This window comes from Prauserella isguenensis (genome assembly GCF_014191605.1).
Taxonomy (GTDB): domain Bacteria; phylum Actinomycetota; class Actinomycetes; order Mycobacteriales; family Pseudonocardiaceae; genus Prauserella; species Prauserella isguenensis.
Map to the genome: position 1 here is coordinate 96,235 of NZ_JACHWU010000004.1, position 18,135 is coordinate 114,369.

The 18,135-nt window shown below is 70.4% G+C and carries 18 protein-coding genes; 11 read left to right on the plus strand and 7 right to left on the minus strand.

Annotation, left to right across the window (positions count from 1 at the left end):
• Positions 1–40: 40 nt before the first annotated feature.
• Genes ligA through FHS23_RS16745 form a run of 4 tightly spaced genes read left to right on the plus strand, consistent with a single transcriptional unit; the run spans position 41 to position 3,383 of the window.
• Positions 41–2,167, plus strand: a complete 2,127-nt coding sequence (gene ligA, locus FHS23_RS16730) for an NAD-dependent DNA ligase LigA (RefSeq protein WP_183656468.1) — start codon at positions 41–43, stop codon at positions 2,165–2,167.
• Positions 2,168–2,213: 46 nt separating this feature from the next.
• The gene (locus tag FHS23_RS16735) at positions 2,214–2,534 is read left to right on the plus strand and encodes a nucleotidyltransferase family protein (RefSeq protein ID WP_183656471.1); all 321 of its coding nucleotides are present in this window, start codon (positions 2,214–2,216) and stop codon (positions 2,532–2,534) included.
• A complete protein-coding gene (locus tag FHS23_RS16740) occupies positions 2,531–2,896 on the plus strand; it encodes a HepT-like ribonuclease domain-containing protein (RefSeq protein WP_183656473.1) in 366 nt (121 codons plus the stop codon). Before FHS23_RS16735 ends, FHS23_RS16740 begins: the two co-directional genes overlap by 4 nt.
• The gene (locus tag FHS23_RS16745; protein WP_183656477.1) at positions 2,889–3,383 is read left to right on the plus strand and encodes a GNAT family N-acetyltransferase; all 495 of its coding nucleotides are present in this window, start codon (positions 2,889–2,891) and stop codon (positions 3,381–3,383) included. The genes FHS23_RS16740 and FHS23_RS16745 overlap by 8 nt, the downstream gene beginning before the upstream one ends.
• 15 nt (positions 3,384–3,398) lie before the next feature.
• On the opposite strand, the gene FHS23_RS16750 is transcribed toward FHS23_RS16745, so the two are convergent.
• Both FHS23_RS16750 and FHS23_RS16755 read right to left on the minus strand, forming a co-directional pair.
• Entirely contained in the window at positions 3,399–4,178 is a 780-nt protein-coding gene (locus FHS23_RS16750; protein WP_246382367.1) for a hypothetical protein, read from the minus strand.
• A gap of 55 nt (positions 4,179–4,233) precedes the next feature.
• Positions 4,234–4,887 carry an ACT domain-containing protein gene (locus FHS23_RS16755; protein ID WP_183656480.1) on the minus strand — a complete coding sequence of 218 codons (654 nt, stop codon included), beginning with the start codon at positions 4,885–4,887 and terminating at the stop codon, positions 4,234–4,236.
• 349 nt (positions 4,888–5,236) lie between these two features.
• Here FHS23_RS16755 and gatC point away from each other — a divergent pair, with 349 nt between their 5' ends.
• Genes gatC through FHS23_RS16775 form a run of 4 tightly spaced genes read left to right on the plus strand, consistent with a single transcriptional unit; the run spans position 5,237 to position 9,058 of the window.
• Positions 5,237–5,536: an Asp-tRNA(Asn)/Glu-tRNA(Gln) amidotransferase subunit GatC gene (gene gatC, locus FHS23_RS16760; RefSeq protein ID WP_183656483.1), complete on the plus strand. Its 300-nt coding sequence runs from the start codon at positions 5,237–5,239 to the stop codon at positions 5,534–5,536.
• An 11-nt stretch (positions 5,537–5,547) separates the two neighbouring features.
• On the plus strand, positions 5,548–7,050 hold the full coding sequence (gene gatA, locus FHS23_RS16765) for an Asp-tRNA(Asn)/Glu-tRNA(Gln) amidotransferase subunit GatA (protein WP_183656486.1): 1,503 nt from the start codon (positions 5,548–5,550) through the stop codon (positions 7,048–7,050).
• Positions 7,047–8,552 carry an Asp-tRNA(Asn)/Glu-tRNA(Gln) amidotransferase subunit GatB gene (gene gatB, locus FHS23_RS16770; RefSeq protein ID WP_183656489.1) on the plus strand — a complete coding sequence of 502 codons (1,506 nt, stop codon included), beginning with the start codon at positions 7,047–7,049 and terminating at the stop codon, positions 8,550–8,552. Before gatA ends, gatB begins: the two co-directional genes overlap by 4 nt.
• A 5-nt stretch (positions 8,553–8,557) precedes the next feature.
• A complete protein-coding gene (locus FHS23_RS16775) occupies positions 8,558–9,058 on the plus strand; it encodes a hypothetical protein (protein WP_343054023.1) in 501 nt (166 codons plus the stop codon).
• 165 nt (positions 9,059–9,223) lie between these two features.
• Here FHS23_RS16775 and FHS23_RS16780 read toward each other — a convergent pair whose 3' ends face one another.
• The gene (locus FHS23_RS16780) at positions 9,224–10,444 is read right to left on the minus strand and encodes a PQQ-dependent sugar dehydrogenase (RefSeq protein ID WP_343054024.1); all 1,221 of its coding nucleotides are present in this window, start codon (positions 10,442–10,444) and stop codon (positions 9,224–9,226) included.
• 86 nt (positions 10,445–10,530) lie between these two features.
• Between FHS23_RS16780 and FHS23_RS16785 the strand changes: the two genes are divergently transcribed.
• On the plus strand, positions 10,531–11,436 hold the full coding sequence (locus FHS23_RS16785; RefSeq protein ID WP_183656492.1) for a 2-hydroxyacid dehydrogenase: 906 nt from the start codon (positions 10,531–10,533) through the stop codon (positions 11,434–11,436).
• 267 nt (positions 11,437–11,703) lie between these two features.
• On the opposite strand, the gene FHS23_RS16790 is transcribed toward FHS23_RS16785, so the two are convergent.
• The 3 genes from FHS23_RS16790 to FHS23_RS16800 form a co-directional block, all read right to left on the minus strand.
• The gene (locus FHS23_RS16790) at positions 11,704–13,452 is read right to left on the minus strand and encodes a sensor histidine kinase (RefSeq protein WP_183656495.1); all 1,749 of its coding nucleotides are present in this window, start codon (positions 13,450–13,452) and stop codon (positions 11,704–11,706) included.
• 73 nt (positions 13,453–13,525) lie between these two features.
• The gene (locus FHS23_RS16795) at positions 13,526–14,170 is read right to left on the minus strand and encodes a response regulator (protein WP_183656498.1); all 645 of its coding nucleotides are present in this window, start codon (positions 14,168–14,170) and stop codon (positions 13,526–13,528) included.
• A 177-nt stretch (positions 14,171–14,347) separates the two neighbouring features.
• Positions 14,348–14,824 (minus strand): universal stress protein, encoded by a 477-nt coding sequence (locus FHS23_RS16800; protein WP_183656501.1) that lies wholly within the window; start codon positions 14,822–14,824, stop codon positions 14,348–14,350.
• A gap of 259 nt (positions 14,825–15,083) precedes the next feature.
• Between FHS23_RS16800 and FHS23_RS16805 the strand changes: the two genes are divergently transcribed.
• Positions 15,084–15,989 carry a universal stress protein gene (locus FHS23_RS16805; RefSeq protein WP_183656504.1) on the plus strand — a complete coding sequence of 302 codons (906 nt, stop codon included), beginning with the start codon at positions 15,084–15,086 and terminating at the stop codon, positions 15,987–15,989.
• 330 nt (positions 15,990–16,319) lie between these two features.
• Here FHS23_RS16805 and FHS23_RS16810 read toward each other — a convergent pair whose 3' ends face one another.
• Positions 16,320–16,925 (minus strand): class I SAM-dependent methyltransferase, encoded by a 606-nt coding sequence (locus tag FHS23_RS16810; RefSeq protein WP_183656507.1) that lies wholly within the window; start codon positions 16,923–16,925, stop codon positions 16,320–16,322.
• 291 nt (positions 16,926–17,216) lie between these two features.
• On the opposite strand from FHS23_RS16810, the gene FHS23_RS16815 reads away from it, so the two are divergent.
• Positions 17,217–18,131, plus strand: a complete 915-nt coding sequence (locus tag FHS23_RS16815) for an AurF N-oxygenase family protein (protein WP_183656510.1) — start codon at positions 17,217–17,219, stop codon at positions 18,129–18,131.
• Positions 18,132–18,135 lie beyond the last annotated feature (4 nt).

An 18,135-nucleotide genomic window follows, 5' to 3' on the forward strand; every position in this document is an offset into this window, starting at 1 on the left:
GTCGGCGGAACGTCGGTCCCGGTGACTACTCTCAGGTGCTGTGAGCACTGAGGACCTGTCGGGCGGCCACGTGGCCGAGGACATCAAGGACGTGCCCGCCGCTGCGCGCGAGGAGCACGCGGCGCTGACCGAAGAGGTCAAGGGCCACCAGTTCCGTTACTACGTGCTGGACTCGCCGACCATCTCGGACGGCGAGTTCGACACGATGCTGCGCAGGCTCGAGGAGCTGGAACGGGACTACCCGGGCCTGGCTACGCCGGACTCGCCGACGCAGAAGGTCGGCGGCACGTTCTCGACCGAGTTCGTCGCCCACGACCACCTCGAACGCATGCTCAGCCTGGACAACGCGTTCGACGTCGACGAGCTGCGCGCGTGGGTCGACCGGGTGGAGAAGGAGATCGGCGGCCGCGCACGGTACCTGTGCGAGCTGAAGATCGACGGGCTCGCGGTGAACCTGCTCTACGAGAGCGGCAGGCTCACCCGGGCGCTCACCCGCGGTGACGGGCGTACGGGCGAGGACGTCACGCTCAACGTGCGCACCATGCAGGACGTGCCCGACCGGCTCACCGGCACCGACGAGTTCCCCGTCCCCGAGCTCGTCGAGGTCCGCGGCGAGATCTACTTCCGGGTCGAGGAGTTCGCCGAGCTCAACGCAGGTCTGGTCGACGCGGGCAAACCGCCGTTCGCGAATCCGCGCAACGCCGCGGCCGGCTCGCTGCGGCAGAAGGACCCGAAGGTCACCCGCACGCGCCCGTTGCGGCTCATCTGCCACGGCCTCGGCAAGCGGCAGGGCTTCGAGCCCGCCCGGCAGTCGGAGTCGTACGAGGCGCTCGCCGCGTGGGGCCTTCCCGTGTCGAGCCACAGCACGACGATCGACGACGTCGAGGAGCTCGTGGCCCACGTCGACTATTGGGGCAGGCACCGCCACGACGCCGAGCACGAGATCGACGGCGTGGTCGTGAAGGTCGACGACGTCACGCAGCAGCGCAGGCTGGGGGCCACGGCCCGCGCGCCGCGGTGGGCGATCGCCTACAAATACCCGCCCGAGGAGGCGACGACGCGGCTGCAGGACATCCGCGTCAACGTCGGCCGCACCGGACGGGTGACGCCGTACGCGGTGATGGAGCCGGTGAAGGTAGCCGGGTCGACCGTCGCGATGGCGACCCTCCACAACCGCGAGGAGGTCGAGCGCAAGGGCGTGCTCATCGGCGACCGGGTGGTGATCCGCAAGGCCGGGGACGTGATCCCCGAGGTGCTCGGTCCCGTCGTCGATGTGCGCACCGGCGACGAGCGGGCGTTCGTCATGCCCGACCACTGCCCCGAGTGCGGCACCGAGCTGGCGCAGCAGAAGGAGGGCGACGTCGACATCCGTTGCCCCAACGCGCGCACCTGCCCGGCGCAGCTGCGGGAGCGGCTGTTCCACTTGGCGGGCCGCGGCGCGTTCGACATCGAGGTGCTGGGCTACGAGGCGGCGGCCGCGCTGCTGGAATCGGGTGTGCTGACCGACGAGGGGGACGTGTTCTCCCTCGACGAGGACAAACTGCACCGGGTCGACCTGTTCGTGACCAAGTCGGGTGAGTTGTCGGCGAACGGTGCGCGCCTGCTGGCGAACCTCGACGCCGCCAAAGATCGTCCACTGTGGAAGGTCCTCGTCGGATTGTCCGTCCGGCACGTCGGTCCGACCGCGGCGCAGGCGCTGGCCCGAGAATTCGGATCCGTCGAGGCCATCGATGCGGCGACCGAGGAGGAGATCGCCGATGTCGACGGCGTGGGCCCGACGATCGCGGCGGCCGTGCGCGAATGGTTCGCCGTGGACTGGCACCGCGAGATCGTCGACAAGTGGCGCGCCGCGGGGGTGCGTATGGAGGACGAGCGCGACACCTCGATTCCGCGCAACCTCGAAGGGCTGTCGATCGTCGTGACCGGGTCGTTGGAGAACTACTCCCGCGACGAGGCGAAGGAAGCGATCATGGCCCGCGGCGGCAAAGCGGCCGGGTCGGTGTCGAAGAAGACGGCGTTCGTCGTCGTCGGCGACGCGCCGGGGTCGAAGTACGACAAGGCGCTGCAGCTCAAGGTGCCGGTGCTGGACGACAACGGCCTGACCGTGCTGCTGCAACAGGGTCCCGACGCGGCCCGCGAGGTCGCGGAGGTCGGCGCCGATGAGTGAGGTTCGAGTGGCTGGTCGCGGCGCGGCGAGCGGCTATTCTGTGCTCATGGGACAGGCCACGGCACGCTCACGGAGTCTCCGGGCGATGCTCCGGCTCCGCAGCGACGACGTGGTGGCGGTCGTGGGCCGGTACGGAGCGTCGAACCCCCGCGTGTTCGGCTCGGTGGCCAGGGGGGACGCGGGTCCCCACAGCGACATCGACATCATCGTCGACCTGGGGCCCGATGCCGGAAATCCGCTCCTGGCTGTCGCCGGGATCAGCGACGAACTGGGTGAACTCCTCGGTGTACGGGTCGACGTCGTCTGCGACGAACTCCTGCGGGATCGCATCTCGGTCACCGCGCACGCGGAGGCCGTGGCGCTGTGAGCCGGACGGACGCCGAACGTCTCGAGGACATACTCACGGCGTTGGAACGGTGCGTGAGGTTTCGGGAGCATCTGGAATCCGACGATCCCACGGTGTCGGACATGGCGCTCGACGCGATTCTCCGGAACCTCGCGGTCGCCGGCGAAGCTGTGCGGACGTTGCCCGATCACGTCCGCGGGCAGTTCACGTCGACGTCGTGGCACAGTATTGCCGGCCTGCGCAACATTGTGATCCACGAGTACTTCCGCATCGACAACAAGATCATCTTCGATGTGGTCGACAACCACGTGGCGCGTCTTGTCGATGAGATTCGCCGTCGCCGGAGCGGCACGGACGAAGCGGAGGTCGCCGCCGATGAGTGAGGTTCGGGTGCGGACCGCGAAGCCCGGCGAGTACGACGCGATCGGGGAACTGACCGTCGAGGCGTACACGGCGGGTGGCCACCTCGCGGACGACGTGGGTTACGACGCGTCCCTGCGGGACGTCGCGGGCCGCGCGGTGACCGCCGAAGTGCTCGTCGCCGTGGACGGCGACGACGTGGTGCTCGGGTCGGTGACCGTCGCCGAGGCCGGTACGCCGAAGGCCGAGGTGGCGCGTGCCGGTGAACTGGAGTTCCGGATGCTCGCGGTGTCGCCCCACGCCCAGGGCAGGGGAGTGGGCGAGGTGCTCACCCGTGCCGTGGTCGACCTCGCGCGGGAACGCCGGATCGTCCGGGTGGTGCTGTCCAGCCGTGATCGCATGACCGCGGCGCACCGGCTCTACGAGCGGCTCGGCTTCACTCGCGCCCCCGAACTCGACTGGGAACCGCATCCGGGCATCCCGCTGTGGGGCTTCGCGATGGACGTGTGACGGCTCCGGCGCACGTCAGCTGCGGATGCGGGTGAGCAGGCGGCCGACGGCGTAGACGAGCGCCGCCGCGGCAACGGCGGCCAGCGCGGTCCCCGGAACGCCGATGCGCTCGACCAACCAGTCGACCACGTGGCGGCTCCGGGACTCCGGATCGGCCAGCACGATCAGCGAGAACACGCCGGCCAGGGCGATCACACCCGCCAGCACCCACCGTGCCCGACGTTGTCCGAGGCCGAGTCGTTCGACCACCACGCGGCCCGCGTTCACGATGCGCCGTGCCCGCAGGATGTGGAACCCGCCGAGCAGCAGTACCAGCCGCAGCACCTGCAGCGGGCCGATGACGAACACCACCGCGGGCACCGCCGCGGCGACCACGAGCAACTGCCAGCGGTAGCGCCGCAGCCACCGCCGCACGCTGCCCTCCAGCCACAGCAGCACCACCGACTCGCCGACCAGCACCGCCACCGACGCCCAGTTCAGCACCGTCCCGATCGCCGCGGCCGTGCCGCCCGCCCGGGTCAGGAACACCGCCGGGATCGACGCCAGCGCGGCGACTAGCACCGGGACGGTGAGCTTGCGTTCGAACTCGTCGGCCCGATCCGGCCGGCGCCCCTCACGCTGCCCTGTGCCCTCGGGCGCCTCCGTGCGCTCGGGTGTCTCCGTGCCCTCGGGTGCCGAGGTGCGTTCCTGCGCCGCCGCATTCTCCGGCTCCGTTTCGGCAGGGGAGGTGCCCTCGCAGCCGTCGGCGTCGTCGTCGCCGGACACGGGCGGGTCGGGGCGGGGCGAAACGGACACGGTGGGCTCGGCGACCTCGAAGACTCAACGGTTTCGGCGGCTGGCCCGGTGCGGCTCAGCCGTCCAGGACCACCGCGACAATACCGGCAAGATGCGCGAGTCGGGCGACCTCGGCGGCCCGGAACAACGGACCCCCCGGCCTGCCGAGCAACAGCACCAGGTCCGGCTTGCCCAGCGGCGTCGCCGCCAGCTCCGTGCCCAGCTCACGCCACGTGTCGGGCACCCACGGCGCCTCGCCGTCGAGCACCGTCGCGCGCTCCAGCGGCAGCCACGGCACGTCGCCGATACGGGTCTCCGGGGCGGCTCCCGAGGACGCGAGCCGCTGCACACCGCCCGAGCTGTGCTGCACGATCACCGACCAGCCCGCGTGCATGATCCGGGGCACACCGTCGGCGAGGATCGTCAGCCCGTGGGCGGGCTGCTCGGCGATCTCCTCGACGAGTTCGAGCTCGCTGTGGGTGTCGAGCACACCCGCATACGGCCGCACGGCGTCCACCTCGACGCCGTCGACGCTCTCGGCCGCGGTGATCAGCGCGTCCGGAAGGCGATCCGACGGCAGGTCCACCACGAGGTCGTCGATGGCGATGCCGCCGCCGCGCTCCACGACGTCGACGCTGAGGATGTCGGCACCCGCCGTGCCGAGGGCGGTGGCGATCGCGCCGAGGATGCCCGGAGTGTCCGGCAACTGCACACGGATCAGGAACGACACCGCGGTCTCCCTTCGATCGGGTGCGAGAACCGGATGCGCACCGCCCGGCCGGCCGGGCCGGCGGGGACACGGGAGCATCACGGCCGTCTCGTCACGTCATGTCACGTCGTGGCCGGGCGCCTTCCCGGCGGCCGTCGACGGCCGTGGCGGGTTTGCGCCGACCGGTGATTGTTGCAGAACACGCGTTGCGAATATAGGCACCGCCAGGCGCGCCCCGGAGCCGTCGCGGCAACCCCCGCCCGGCCGCACCGGTCCGGCGCGGCGGCCATAGACTTCGCGGGAGAAGAGGAGACCTCCGCAGGCGCCGGGCGGTCCTGCGGTCCGAGCACATCCCATCGGAGTCAGCTGCGTGTCGAACATTTCCCGCGACGAGGTCGCGCACCTCGCGAAACTGGCCAGGATGGCCGTCACCGAGGAGGAGCTGGACACCTTCGCGGGCCAGCTCGACCAGATCCTGGACGCGGTGGCCAAGGTCGGCGAGGTGGCGGGTGACGACATCCCGCCGACGTCGCACGCCGTGCCGCTGACCAACGTCTTCCGCCCCGACGAGGTTCGTCCGGGGCTGTCCCAGGACGAGGCCCTGTCCGGCGCGCCCGCCGCCGAAGAAGGACGTTTCCGCGTCCCGCGCATCCTTGGTGAAGAACAGTGAGCGGAGGAACAGTGAGCGACCTGACCAGGCTCACCGCGGCCGAGCTCGCGGACAAGATCCACACCGGTGAGGTGTCGGCCGCCGAGACGACGCAGGCCCACCTCGACCGGATCGCCGCGGTCGACGGCGATGTGCACGCGTTCCTGCACGTCGACGCCGAGGGTGCGCTCGAGGCCGCCCGCGCGGTCGACGCCGACATCGCCGCGGGCACCGCGCCTGCCAGCCCGCTGGCCGGTGTCCCGCTGGCGCTCAAGGACGTGCTCACCACGAAGGGTGTGCCCACGACCTGCGGTTCGAAGACCCTCGAGGGCTGGCTGCCGCCCTACGACGCCACCGTCACCCGGCGGCTGCGCGAGGCGGGCGTCCCGATCCTCGGCAAGACCAACATGGACGAGTTCGCCATGGGCTCGTCCACCGAGAACTCGGCCTACGGCCCGACCCGCAACCCGTGGGACCTGGGCCGCATCCCGGGTGGCTCCGGCGGTGGTTCGTCGGCGTCCCTGGCCGCCTACGAGGCGCCGCTGGCGATCGGCACGGACACCGGTGGTTCGATCCGCCAGCCCGCCGCCGTGACGGCCACCGTCGGCGTGAAGCCGACCTACGGTGGTGTGTCGCGCTACGGCCTCGTCGCATTCTCCTCGTCCCTCGACCAGGCGGGTCCGTGCGGCCGCACGGTGCTCGACGCGGCCCTGTTGCACGAGGTCATCGCCGGGCACGATCCGATGGACGCCACGTCGGTCGACGCCCCGGTGCCCGCCGTGGTCGACGCGGCCCGCCAGGGCGCCCGCGGCGACCTGAGCGGCGTCAAGGTCGGCGTCGTGCGCGAGTTCTCGGGCGAGGGCTACCAGGGCGGTGTGCTCCGCTCGTTCGAAACCGCCGTGGCACAGCTGAAGGAGCTGGGCGCCGAGGTCGTCGAGGTGTCGTGCCCCAACTTCACCTACGCGCTGCCCGCCTACTACCTGATCGCGCCGAGCGAGTGCTCGTCGAACCTCGCCCGGTTCGACGCCATGCGCTACGGCCTCCGCGTCGCCGACGACGGGTCGCACAGCGCCGAGGAGGTCATGTCGCTGACCCGCGAGGAAGGTTTCGGCGCCGAGGTCAAGCGCCGGGTCATGCTCGGCACGTACGCGCTGTCGTCCGGTTACTACGACGCCTACTACGGCTCGGCGCAGAAGGTGCGCACCCTCATCACGCGCGACTTCGCCGCCGCGTTCGAGCAGGTCGACGTGCTGGTGTCGCCGACGACGCCGGTCACGCCGTTCAAGCTGGGGGAGAAGGTCGACGACCCGCTCGCGATGTACCTCAACGACATCTGCTCGATCCCGGCCAACCTCGCCGGCAACGCGGCCATGAGCGTCCCCAGTGGACTGTCCGAGGAGGATGGTCTGCCCGTGGGCCTGCAGATCATGGCCCCCGCGCTCGCCGACGACCGCCTCTACCGCGTCGGCGCCGCCTACGAGGCGGCGCGCGGCCCGGTGCTCGACAAGCTGGGTGAACTGGAGGCCTCCAAGTGACCACCACCGCCGAACTCATGGACTACGCCGAGGTCGTCGAACGGTACGACCCGGTGCTCGGCCTCGAAGTGCACGTCGAGCTGTCCACCAACACGAAGATGTTCTGCGGTTGCCCCAACTCTTTCGGCGGCGACCCGAACACGCACGTGTGCCCCGTGTGCCTCGGCCTGCCCGGCGCGCTGCCCGTCGTCAACGGCACCGCCGTCGAATCGGCCATCCGCATCGGCCTCGCGCTGAACTGCGACATCGCCGAGTGGTGCCGGTTCGCCCGGAAGAACTACTTCTACCCGGACATGCCGAAGAACTTCCAGACCTCGCAGTACGACGAGCCGATCGCCTTCGACGGGTACATCGACGTCGTGCTCGACGACGGTGAGGTCGTGCGGGTCGACATCGAGCGGGCCCACATGGAGGAGGACACCGGCAAGTCGCTGCACGTCGGCGGTGCCACGGGCCGGATCCACGGCGCGGAGCACTCGCTGCTCGACTACAACCGCGCCGGCGTGCCCCTGATCGAGATCGTCACCAAGCCCATCACCGGCATGGGGGAGCGCGCTCCCGAGGTCGCCCGCGCGTACGTGACCGCGCTGCGCGACCTGCTGCGGGCCATGGACGTCTCCGACGTCCGCATGGACCAGGGTTCGCTGCGCTGCGACGCCAACGTCTCGCTCATGCCCAAGGGCGCGAGCGAGTTCGGCACCCGCACCGAGACGAAGAACGTCAACTCGCTGCGCAGCGTCGAGCGTGCCGTGCGGCACGAGATGACGCGCCACGCCGCGATCCTCGCCGACGGCGGGTCGATCAAGCAGGAGACCCGGCACTTCCAGGAGGCCGACGGCACCACCGCCGCGGGCCGCACCAAGGAGACCGCCGAGGACTACCGGTACTTCCCGGAACCCGACCTCGTGCCCATCGCACCGACGCGCGAGTGGGTCGAGCAGTTGCGCGCCACCATCCCCGAGATGCCGTGGGAACGCCGCAAGCGCATCCAGGACGACTGGAACCTCACCGACGAGGAACTCCGCGACCTCGTCAACACCGGCGCCATCGACCTCGTCGCCGCCACCGTCGACGCGGGAGCCACCCAGGCCGACGCCCGCAGCTGGTGGGTCCAGTACCTCAACCAGCAGGCCACGTCGCGTGAGACCGAGCTCGCCGACCTCGCCATCACCCCGGCGCAGGTCGCACGCGTCATCGAACTCGTCGGCTCCGGGGAGCTCACCAACAAGCTCGCCCGGCAGGTCGTCGACGGCGTCCTCGACGGCGAGGGCGACCCGGACCAGGTGATCGAGAAACGCGGGCTCAAGGTCGTCTCCGACGACTCCGCGCTCCTCGCCGCCGTCGACGAGGCCCTCGCCGCGCAGCCCGACGTCGCCGACAAGATCCGCGGCGGCAAGGTGCAGGCCGCGGGCGCCATCGTCGGCGCCGTCATGAAGGCCACCAAGGGGCAAGCCGACGCCGCCCGCGTCCGCGAGCTGATTCTGGAGAGGGTCGGGGCCTGAGAACGTTGGCTCGACCTTCGTGGCGGGAGTTCGGCGGGCTCGCGGCCGCGGTGCTTGCCGTCGTCTCGCTGTTCCTGCCCTGGACCGTGTTGACGGCCGACGACCCGGCGGTGCGGTCGGCGCTCGCCGAGCTGCCCGCCGACGACGTCACCCGCTCCGTGTGGCGGGCGACGTTCTTCGGCTGGTTCCCGCCGCTGCTCGTCACGGCCGTCGGCGTCACCGTCGCCGCCGTCGGCCGGATCAACGCGGCGCGCACGGGCGGCCTGCCTCAGCTGTGGCTCATCGCTGCCGGCCTGGCGCTGCTGTTCACCGTACTCGGCTGGCTGCTCGCCGACTGGCAGTTCGGCAGTGAGGAACGTGCCGTGCTCGAGGCGGGCGGTGTGGCCGTCGAAGCCGGCATCGGCCGGTACCTCGGTGCACTCGCCGTCGTCGCGAGCGTCGTCCTCGCCGCACTCGACATCCGAACGCTCCACACCGAAACCCGCCGCGGCCGCCCAACCCGCTGACACCCGTCCCACGACACCAGCCGTGTTGCGGGTTCAGGGGCACGTGTTGCGGTTCGCGGGGCCCGTGTTGCGGCTCCAGGGACTGGTGTTGTGCCTCGCGGGAGCGGTGTCCGACCGGCTCCGAGCCGTCATCCCGGCGACGGGCGTGGCAGGGGGCGAGCGGGGTCAGTCGCGGCCGGAACCACCCGAGGGCTGGCGCACGATCAGCACCACCCGGTCGTCGCTCGAACCCGGCTTGCCGCCGTCCTTGTTGACGGTGCCCGCCACGGACACGTTCTCCGACACCTGTGACAGCGAGCCCAGCCTGCCGTAACTCGGCCCGTTGTCGCCGTCCATCGTGACCTGCGGTTCTCCGCCGACGGAGCCGTCCTGGGTGAGTGGCAGGTTCTGCACGTTCTCGCCGTGTGAGGTCGCCACGGCCACGGAATCCGTCCAGTCGGCGCAGCCGGTCACGCCGGGCTTGTCCGGCCACGTCCACGCGGGCGAGCCCAGTTCGGCCACACCGTCGGGTCCGTCCGCGCCGTCGGGCACGGCGAACAGCGCGTCCTTGTCGGCCCCGCGGTCGGTCACCCACGTGCGCGACCCGTCGGGCGTCTGGCACAGCCCGCCCGGTGCGGTCAGGCCGGATGCGAGGACCGGGGAGCCGTTCCTCGGGTTGTCCGAAGCGGGCGCGCCGGACGGGTCGATGCGCAGCACCTTGCCGGACAGGGTGCCCGCGCGGCCGGCCTTCGCCGCGTCGCCGGCATTGCCCGTGGCGACGAGCAACGACCCGTCGGCGGTGGCCAACAGCGCACCCGCGTTGCCGCTCGGACCCTTCGGGATGCCGGTGAGTACGGGTTTGGGCTCCTGGCCGCGGGCGAACCGCACGACCCGGTTGTCCTCCGGCGTCGTGACATAGGCGTAGACGAGGCGGTCCTCCGCGTACGTCGGCGAGAGTGCGAGGCTCGTCAGCCCGCCGTCGCCGGTCGCGGCGACGTCCAGCTCGGCGAACCGGTTCTTCGTGCCGTTGCTGTCGACGAGCATCACCCGGCCGCTGCGACGCTCACCCGCGAGTGCGCTGATCACCTGGCCGCCACCGGGCAGCGGGGCCACAGCCGACACGGTGTCCAGACAGGTCGCGATCACGGCCTGGTCGAAATCCTTGCAGCCTTCGGGTGGCGGTACCTTCGTCGGCTGTTGCTCGGGAGCGCTCGGCACGTCCGGTGTCTCGGCCTCGGGCAGCTGCGGCTGTGGCCCGCGTTCCGGCGACAGTTCCGGCGCCGCCGACCACCGTTCGCCGGAGGCCTCGTCCTCGAAGTCGGCGCACCCGGACAGCACGAGCAGGCCGCTGACCGCCAGGACCAGCGGCACCGACCATCGTCGCTGTCCGAGTCGTCCACCCCGCACGGTTTCCGAGAGTAGGCGCCGCGTCGTGAGCCTCGAGTAAGCGGGTCGCGCGTTCCGGCGCGTGATCGGCCCGAGAGGATGGGGACATGGCGATCACGGTTCTGGTTCCCGACGACGACGGCATGGCGGCGCTGACCGGCATCGACGGCGTGCAGCCCGTCAGGTACGAACCCGGCCTGCCGTTGCCCGAGGCCGCCGTCGACGCGGAGGTGCTCGTGCCCGGCTTCGGCGTCACCGAGGAGGTGCTGTCGGAGTTGCCGAAGCTGCGGCTGATCCAGTTGCGCAGTGCGGGTGCCGAGGAGTGGGTCGACGTCGTGCCGTCCGGGGTGTTGCTGTCGACGTGCCGGGGCGCCCACGGTGGCAGCACCGCCGAATGGGCCGTCGCCACGCTCCTGTCGCTGTACCGCGAGCTGCCGGACTTCCAGGCCGCACACGCGGACGGTGAGTGGCGGCCGCACGGCACCGACACGTTGCAGGGCAAGCGGGCCGTGATCGTCGGAGCGGGGGACGTCGGCAGGCAGCTCGAGCGCAGGCTCACCCCGTTCGACGTGCGCGTCACCATGGTCGGGATGACCGCACGCCAGGGAGTGCACGGCGTCGACGAACTGCCGTCGTTGCTGGCCGACGCCGACATCGTCGTGCTGCTCGTGCCGCTGACGTCACGGACCCGCGGCATGGTCGACGCCGGATTCCTCGCCGCGATGCCCGACGGTGCCGTGCTCGTCAACGCAGCGAGAGGACCGGTCCTCGACACCGACGCGCTCCTCGGCGAACTGACCACCCGGCGGCTGCGTGCGATCCTCGACGTCACCGACCCCGAACCGCTGCCGGAGGGGCACCCGCTGTGGACCGCGCCGAACGTGGTGATCACCCCGCACACCGGTGGGTTCGTCAACGGCAGGCTCGTGCGCTCGTACGCCGTCGTGGCGAAGGAACTGGAGCGCTACGCCGGTGGTGAACTGCCGGAGAACCTCGTCCACGGCGAGTACTGACAGCGGCCACGAACCGGGACGGGATTGCGGACCGGGTCGGCGGGCCTGGCTGCCGGACGCGACTCGACCCCCCAGGCCGCGCGCCCGGCGGCGTCGCAAGCCGGGCGGTGAAGGGCCGAAGGTCACCACTGTCGACGACGTCGGATTCTTCCTCTCCCGCGGTGTGGTGGGGCATCGTGGAAACCACGGCGGGGCCCGAAGGGGGAGGCGACCGCGGCACCGGACGGCGAAGGCGGTCCGGTGCCGCGACGCGGGTTCGGGAGTGTGTCACCGTCCGGGGTCGGGTAGTGGCGCCGACCAGACCACACGGGTTCCGCCCGCGGTAGGTCGTTCGACCCGCAGCTCGCCGCCTGCCTGCACGGCACGCTGCTCGAGGTTGTGCAACCCGCTGCGCGCGACGGTGCCCGGGATTCCGGCACCGTCGTCGGTGACGTCGATGACCAGGTCGTCGGCGACCGACGCCGTGATCGTCACCGTCGTCGCACCGGAATGACGCACGGCGTTGCTGACCGCTTCGCGCACCACGGCCTCGGCGCTGTCGGCCAACTCGCCGGAGACCACGCCGAGCGGCCCCGCGATGCGGATGGTCGAGTGCAGTCCGCTGTCACCGACCAGTTCGGTCACTGCTTCGTTCAACCGCTGTCGCAACTGACTACTGCTCTGCGCGGAGCCGTGCAGGTCGAAGATGGTGCTCCGGATGTCGCTGACGACGTTCTGCAGGTCGGAGACGGTGTCCGCGAGCCGCCGCTGAACCTCGGGTGAGCGCGCCCGCTGCTGGGTGCTCTGGACCGACAGCCCGATCGAGAACAGGCGCTGGATGACGTGGTCGTGCAGATCGCGGGCGATCCGGTCGCGGTCACCGAGCACCTGGAGTTCGCGCAGCCTCCGCTGGTCGTCGGCGAGCTGGAGCGCCAGTGCGGCCTGGTCGGTGAACGCGGCCGCCAACGGTAGTTGGTCGGGGCCGAAGGGGGACGCTCCCGATTCGCGGACGGTGACCAGGACACCGGACACCGCGTCCGCAGCGACCCGCAGCGGCAGGGCAAGCGCCGGGCCCAGCTCGAGGTCGTGGCCCGCGGCCGGATCGGACTCGAGCTCGGCGACCTGCAGAGGAGTGCGCCGACGGTAGGCGGCGCCGGAGGTGGATCCGTCGACGGGCAGGACGCGGCCGCTGAAGTCGTGCCCGTCGCGGCCTTTGCTGACGGTGATCACGAGGTGGGTGACCTCGTCCTCCGGTTGTTCCGGGTCTTCCGGCTGGGCGATGAAGGCGTGGTCGGCGCCGGCGAGTTCCAGCGCGCGGTCGGCGACGAGATCGAGTACTTGGGCGGGATCCTCGGCGGCGATCAGGGCGACCCTCACCTCGCTCGTCGCTTCCTGCCAGCGCCGGCGCAGTTGCGACTGCTCGTAGAGTCGTGCGTTCTCGATCGCGATTCCCGCGGCCGCGGCCAGCGCCTGGACGACGACCTCGTCGTCCTCGGTGAACCCCTGCCCGCCGACCTTCTCGGTCAGGTAGAGATCCCCGAACACCTTGTCCCGCACGCGCACCGGGACGCCGAGAAACGTGCGCATGGGCGGATGGTGTTCGGGAAAGCCGGCCGACGACGGATGGTTGGACAGCACGTCGAGCCTGACCGGCTTCGGTTGCTCGATCAGCAGTCCGAGCAATCCGTGCCCGGAGGGCAGATCGCCGATCAGCCCTCGGGTCTGCTCGCCGATGCCCTCGTAGATGAACTCGGCCAGCCCGTTGCCGTCCGGGTTGAGTACGCCGAGCGCGCCGTAACGGGCGTCCACCAGGTCGATCGCGGCGTGGACGATCCGTCGCAGTGTCGCATCCAGTTCCAGCCCGGAGGCCACGGCCAGCATGGCCTCCAGCAGGCCGTCCATCCGGTCACGGGCATTGATGACCTCGTCGATGCGGTCCTGGACACCGCGCAGCAGCTCGCGAAGCTGTAGTTGTGCCAGTGTTTCGCGCAGCCGCGTGGTTCCCGAACCGTCGGGAAGGTCATCACCGTCTGCCATGTACTGAGATTGACACCCGCGACGTGAGATCACCACACGGAGAGGTTCCCGTGCCGGACGCGGCGTGGGCCGGCTAGTCGTTGCGGTTGCGCGGTTTGAGCCTGGTGGCCAGTACCGCGGCCTGGGTTCGACGCTCGACTCCGAGCTTGGTGAGCAGTCGCGAGACGTAGTTCTTGACGGTCTTCTCGGCGAGATACATCTTTGCGGCGATCTGCCGGTTGGTGAGTCCCTCTCCGATGAGAGTGAGCAGCCTGTGTTCACGGTCGCTCAGGTTGTCGAGGGGCCCCGCGGGCTGTGCGCCCGCCCGGAGCGAGGCCATCAGAGTGGCCGCGGCTCGGTTGTCGAGCAGCGACCGGCCGTGGCCGACCTCCCGCACGGCCGTGGTGAGTTGCAGACCCTCGATGTCCTTCAGGACGTACCCGCTCGCCCCGGCGAGAATGGCGTCGAGCATGGCCTCCTCGTCGCTGTAGGACGTGAGGATCAGACAGCGCAGCTCGGGCAGGCGGGAGCGGAGTTCGCGGCACAGTTCGATGCCGTTGCCGTCGGGCAGGCGGATGTCGAGGACGGTGACGTCCGGCCGGATCGCGGGGATCCGGGCGAGCGCCTGGGCGGCGTTCGCGGCCTCGCCTGTGACGGTCAGTTCCGCGTCCCCGTCCAGCAGATCCGCGATTCCGCGACGTACGACCTCGTGGTCGTCGACGACGAAAACCGTGATCATCCCGTACCGCCTGGGTGGTTCCGTTGTGGCCGCTGGTGCCGTGTGAGCATCAGCTTACGAGCCCGGCTGTCGCCGAGCACGGTTGTGAACCGAGCATCGGGCCTCGGCGGCCACCCCCGCGACGGCAGGGCGGCCCTGCGTTCACCGCCTTCGCACGACCAGCCACGTGACGCCGGCTCACCCGTCGAAGCCGTCGCTGTCGTCGAGCCCGGCCGGGATGACGACCACCGGGCAGCGTGCGTGGCGGATGCATTCGGCCGAGGTGCTGCCGAGCAGAATCTCGGACAGTGCTCCGCGCCGGTGCGCGCCGACCACGAGCAGATCCGCCTCCGCGGAGGCTTTGATGAGCTCGATGGCGGGGTCGCCGGTGACCACGGACTCGGTCACGGGTGCCTCGCCCACGGCTGCGATCACGCTTTCGTGCAGGTAGTCCCGTACCCCGGCTTCGTCCCGGACGGCCCTGCGGCCGTGGGGCTGGAACGTATAGGACGTCCCGGGCAGCAGGTCGTCCCGTTCCCGCACGGCGATGACCTCGACCTCACCGTCGCATCGGCCGGCCTGCGCGGTCGCCCACTGCAGTGTCCGTTCGGCCGACGGCGAACCGTCGAATCCCACGATGATCCGTTGCGAGGCGGCGTGCTCGTTCTGGTGCATGGTTTCTCCCGGCTTCGGCACTGTGTACTCGATGCTGTGCCCGCGCCGGACGAGTGGACAGAGTCTTAGGTCACCGCCGTCGAAGACGGGGGCACCCCGGCGACCGGCGGGTCGCAACGACAGGGGAGCGGTTGCCGAAGGTCCCTGCGTCCGGGGACTTTCGGCAGCATCGACGACCGTCCCACGGGTCCTACGTTCGGCACCGATCGCCGCTGCGCAGGGAGTCGACGCGGGTCAACCGGCCCATGGGAGGTCACTGATGAGCACGGGTGAGCTGGCCGACGGTCCGATCGTCGTCGGGACGGACGGGTCGGAGAAGGGGCGCGAGGCGGTGCGGTGGGCGGCCGACTTGGCCGCACGTAGACAGCGGACACTGCGGATCGTGCACGCTGCCAACTCGTTGCGCGGGTTCAGTGTCGATCCCGTGTTCTCGCGGGACGTGTTCGAACGGCTGAATGCGGAGGGCAAAAGCGTCCTCGAGGCGGCACGGCAGGAGGCCGAGACGACCGGATCTTCGGCTGACATCGAGGTGGAGATGTCGTCCGGCGATGAGATCTCGGTGTTGATCGAGGAGTCCCGTTCGGCAGCCATGCTCGTGTTGGGCGCGGAAGGGGTGGGCGGTTTCGCCGGCATGCTGGCGGGTTCCACGGCGATCGCCGTGACCAGCCACGCGGCGTGTCCGGTCGTGGTCATCCGGCGCCGTGAGGACGGGACACCGGCTCCGGAGAACGGGCCTGTCGTCGTGGGGGTGGACGGCAGTCCGGTCAGTGAGGAGGCGACCGCGGTCGCCTTCCAAGAGGCCTCACTGCGCGGCGTGAAGCTCGTCGCCGTGAACGCCATGTTGGACCTCGAGTACGACAGCGCGCTCAACGAGGCGCTGGTGTACTTCGAGGGAGAGCCGAAGAAGCAGCATCACGAGATACTGGTCGCGGAGCAGTTGGCCGGATGGAAGGAGAAGTACCCGGACGTCGTGGTCGAGCGCGTGATCGAGAGGGACAGGCCCCGGCGCCAGTTGCTGGAGTGGTCCGACACCGCGTCGTTGCTGGTGGTCGGCAGCCGTGGGCGGGGCGGGTTCCGCGGGTTGCTGTTGGGGTCGACGAGCCAGGCGATGATTCACCATGCGCGGTGTCCGGTCATGGTGGTGCGCCACGAGCGGCATCGGTGAGTCGGGTGGCAGCCGTGGCCGGGTCGGCCTGCTGGCATCCAACATCGTCGTCCTTCACGACGTCTTCCGCGTGTGCTGGACACGACCACAGCGGGTCGGCTCGCGGCGAGGTCTGCGCGTCGCGCCAGTTGCGGAAGGCGCTCGGTCACCGAGCCGCTGCTCCTCCCGCCCGTCGAGGGAGCGCAACGCCCAGGGGGAGCCGGGCGTTGCGCGGCGAGAGGTCCAGGGGCGCCGGTGAGGGGGTCGGCGGGCCGGGAGGTGGGGCGTCTCGGGGGAGGCGCTCTCGGCCCGCCGACGTGAGGTCGTGGCGTCGACGCTGCGAGCGTGTGCCTACCTGGTCGCGGTCACGCGTTCGACGATGCCGCCGCGGGTGTGACCGCGGTACAGGACGGTGAAACCGGCCGCGCGCAGGAGCGGAACGACCTGCCGCGTCTGCCGATCAGCGGGTCGCCGCGTGCCGACGGCGGCAGGGAATCGTTCCAGGAGGAGTTGCAACCCTCGCAGCGGCAGGTGGGGACTGGCGACATGGCCGAGCAGCACGACGTGTCCGCCCCGGCGCAGGACCCGATGCATCTCAGCGACAGCGACCCGGTCGTCGGGAATGCTGCTCAGTCCCAGCGTGCACACCACGGTGTCGAACGCGGCGTCGCGGAACGGCAGCGCCTGAGCGTCCCCTTCGACCAGTTGAACCTGACGGCCGAGCTCGCCGGCCCGGGCGCGGGCCCGCGTGAGCATGGCGGGACTGAGCTCGACCCCGGTGACTCGGGAGACCTGCGGGTAGAAGGGCAGGTTGCGGCCCGTGCCGATCGCGACTTCCAGCACCTCGCCGCGGGCCTGCGAGCAGGCCCAGGCGCGGCCGCCTCCGAGCATCGCCCGTTCGTAGATGCTCGTCTCCCGGTCGTACCGTGGGGCGTAGGCGTCGTAGTCCTGCCGCATGCGAGCAGTGGGGTTCCCAGTGCGTGCCGGAAATCGCCGGCTCGCGTCGTGGCGGTGTCGTTCGGCCATGCTCCCTCGAGACGTCGGCGTCGCTCCCGTCCCGGCGGTGTGGGCGGGATGTCCGGTGCTCGAACAGCATGCCGGATCCGCATGCGTCCGGCCGGTCACACAACCCCTGATCTGCCACTTTTCCTGGGAAAACGTGCCGGGCTGGCCCCGCCCGGAAGGTCGTGTTACCTTGAGTAACAGTAAATCTCGGTAACAGGCATTCTCGTCGTCAGGGAGCTTCCTATGACCAGCGTCGACCACCGCAGTGACGCGGACGCGCAGCACGACCACGACTCGGTCGCGCAGCGGCTGCTGGACTCCTCGGAGATGTTGTCGTACGACCCCGCCACGGAGGTCGACTGGGAGACGCCGCTGGACACCTCCTACTGGGGGACGTCGCCGGAGTGGAGCACGCTCTATGGCACGCCCTACTGGGACGAGATGACCGAGGACCAGCGACGCGAGCTGACGCGGCAGGAAGCGGCGTCCGTGGCCAGCACGGGCATCTGGTTCGAGATGATCCTCCAGCAGATGGTGCTGCGGGACTTCTACGCCAAGGACCCGACGTCACCGGAGTTCCAGTGGGCCCTGACGGAGATCGCCGACGAGTGCCGGCACTCGATCATGTTCGCCCGCGGCGCGGAGAAGCTGAACGCGCCCGCCTACCGGCCGAAGTGGTACGCGGTGCACGGCGGCAGGTTCTACGCCGCCACCGCGCGCGGTGAGGCCGCCTACGCCGCGATCCTCGTGGCCGAAGAAGTCCTCGACGTGATGCAGCGCGACTGGATGCGCGACGAGCGCGTCGTGCCCTTCGTGCGCACCATCAACAACATCCACGTGGTCGAGGAATCGCGGCACATGAAGTTCGCGCGCGAGGAGACCAAGGAGCGGATGAAGGACGCGGGCAAGCTCCGCCGCCACATCAACGCGATCAACATCGCCGTCGTCGCGTACTTCATCGTCGACGCCATGTGGAACCCGAAGGTCTACGAGAACGCGGGCCTGGACCCGAAGCGGGCCATCCGGGAGGCCCGCAGCAACGAGAACCACAAGGCGATGCTGCGTTCGAGCTGTGCCGGTCTCATGGAGTTCCTCAACTCGGCCGGTCTGCTGACGAAGGCCTCGAAGCGCATCTACAAGCGCGCCAACCTGCTCTGACCCC

Excerpts from the sequence above, each read along its gene's own strand:
- FHS23_RS16785 (WP_183656492.1), top strand. The coding sequence starts at position 10,531 with ATGGCGATCACGGTTCTGGTTCCCGACGACGACGGCATGGCGGCGCTG.
- FHS23_RS16805 (WP_183656504.1), top strand. The coding sequence starts at position 15,084 with ATGAGCACGGGTGAGCTGGCCGACGGTCCGATCGTCGTCGGGACGGAC.
- FHS23_RS16790 (WP_183656495.1), bottom strand. The coding sequence starts at position 13,452 with ATGGCAGACGGTGATGACCTTCCCGACGGTTCGGGAACCACGCGGCTG.
- FHS23_RS16745 (WP_183656477.1), top strand. The coding sequence starts at position 2,889 with ATGAGTGAGGTTCGGGTGCGGACCGCGAAGCCCGGCGAGTACGACGCG.
- FHS23_RS16800 (WP_183656501.1), bottom strand. The coding sequence starts at position 14,824 with ATGCACCAGAACGAGCACGCCGCCTCGCAACGGATCATCGTGGGATTC.
- FHS23_RS16795 (WP_183656498.1), bottom strand. The coding sequence starts at position 14,170 with ATGATCACGGTTTTCGTCGTCGACGACCACGAGGTCGTACGTCGCGGA.
- FHS23_RS16810 (WP_183656507.1), bottom strand. The coding sequence starts at position 16,925 with ATGCGGCAGGACTACGACGCCTACGCCCCACGGTACGACCGGGAGACG.
- FHS23_RS16815 (WP_183656510.1), top strand. The coding sequence starts at position 17,217 with ATGACCAGCGTCGACCACCGCAGTGACGCGGACGCGCAGCACGACCAC.
- FHS23_RS16735 (WP_183656471.1), top strand. The coding sequence starts at position 2,214 with ATGGGACAGGCCACGGCACGCTCACGGAGTCTCCGGGCGATGCTCCGG.